The sequence below is a fragment of the Psychrilyobacter sp. genome (genome assembly GCF_049671765.1).
Taxonomy (GTDB): domain Bacteria; phylum Fusobacteriota; class Fusobacteriia; order Fusobacteriales; family Fusobacteriaceae; genus Psychrilyobacter.
Genome location: NZ_JBATVM010000027.1, coordinates 1 through 1,908, shown reverse-complemented (window position 1 = coordinate 1,908; position 1,908 = coordinate 1). Strand labels below are relative to the sequence as shown.

General features: G+C 32.2%; 1 protein-coding gene. It reads right to left on the bottom strand.

Translation table 11 applies throughout. The features are described 5' to 3' along the window. Positions 1-1,893: phage tail tape measure protein (locus WBG30_RS01275; RefSeq protein WP_424502831.1), on the bottom strand; the 1,893-nt coding region annotated here is incomplete at its 3' end. Positions 1,894-1,908: the final 15 nt, after the last annotated feature.

Genomic DNA, 1,908 nt, shown 5'->3' with positions numbered 1-1,908 from the left:
TTTACTTATTGTTTTTTCTACTATTTCTTCAACTATTTTAGCTAGATCTTCACTTGAATTTTTTAATATTTCAGTTATATTATCTATGCTTCCTTGAATAGTAGGGTTGTAATCTATTTTAATTTCTATCTTATTTTCAATATTTGTCTTTGATAATTTTTCTTCAACATTAGAAGTCAGTGATGGTATCCCTTTTCCTGCGAACATTCCTAATTTGGCGCCTGCGTCATACCATAAACTTTTAGACTGTTTACTACCATCATGAGGAATAATTGATTCAGGAGTTGGCCCATCTCCTACTAATGCTAGGTGAGGATTACTTACTACTCCACCTTTTGCATAGGCAGGAACCCTACTATTTTTTTTCTTTTCATTCCAATTACCAGATAAAACAGAATTTGATTTATCTTTTCTTAAACTTTTATTTTGTAATGGTTGATCTATTAATTTTGATGTTTTAATTTGCTGAAGACTAGGTAACTCTTTTGTTTTTTCTCCTTTAAATTTCTTGTACCAACTGTATATTCTTTTGATACCTTTTAAAAACATACCTAAAGGACTATATTCAAATACTTTAAATATTGGGGATTTTTCAAAGACATCCCATAATTCTAAAGTCTTATCTTTTACCTTTCCAATATTAATTTTAAATCCATTCCATAGTTCTATAGTTTTAGATTCGATCTTATCAAAATTCTTATAGATTAAATATCCCCCTGCAGCTACTGCAGCTAAAATTAAAAGAATTGGATTAGACATTAATGCTGTAAAAGCAGTTCCTAGTGCTCCTACTCCAAAAGTAGCAGCTCCTAATGCTAGATTTACACCTACAAACCCTGTTACTGTTAAAGTTAAAAACTCTGTTAGTCCTGGAAACTTTTGTGCAAATCCTGTGATTATTTGTGATCCTTTAGTAAATAGTTTTGTTAATACCTTTAGAGGAGGAAGTAAGAAATTAGTAAATGCTAATCCTAGATTAAGTAATGATTTACCGAATATTTTTAATTGAGCTGAAGCAGTAGAATTTACGTTATTAAATTCTTTGTTTACACTATTAGCTACTTTTTTCTTATTATTAATCATGTCTAAGTTATTTTGTAATTTTCCTAATTGATTAGATAATGGTAATAGTGCTCCGACTGCTTCTTCACCAAATAGCATAGTTCCAATAGACATTCGTTTACTTTTATCTACATTTTTAAAGGCTCCTAAAACTTTTTTAATAGTACCCATAGAATCTTTTTGCATATCTCTGGCTATTTGTCCTGAATCAAAACCTAGTGCTTCAAAGGCTTCTTTCCTACTTTTGCTAGCTGAATCACCACTACTCATAGTGGAATAGAGTTTTCTTAATGCGGTACTTGCCGTACTAGCATCTTTGACACCAAAATCAATAAGACTAGCTCCTAATGCTGCTGTTTGAGATACTGTTACATTTGCCATCTTCCCTAAAGGTCCCATAGCAGTTACAATATCACTTACTTGAGCTGGTGTAACTTTGATATTATCTCCTAATGTATTTATCTGATCTGCTAGTCCCATTACTTCTGATTGAGTCATTTTAAGAGAAGTTCTCCAGGTAGCCAGATTACTTCCGGCTTTACCTGCATCGACACCAAAGGCAACTGCTACTTTAGAAGTATCTGCAGTAAACTTAGCTAGTTCTTTTTGTTCTATACCTGCTTGTCCTGCTGCTGCTGCAATAGCATAGATCTCACTATTCATTAAAGGGATATCTTTAGTTGTATTCAATAGTTCTTTTCTAAATTTTTTTATCTCTGTAGGATCTGTGATACTCAATTGTTTTTTTACATCTGCAAATGCAGCTTCATCATCTATAGCTAACTTAACTCCTACACCTATCATAAGAGCAGGAGGCATCATTCTTTTCATTCGATTTTGTCCGTT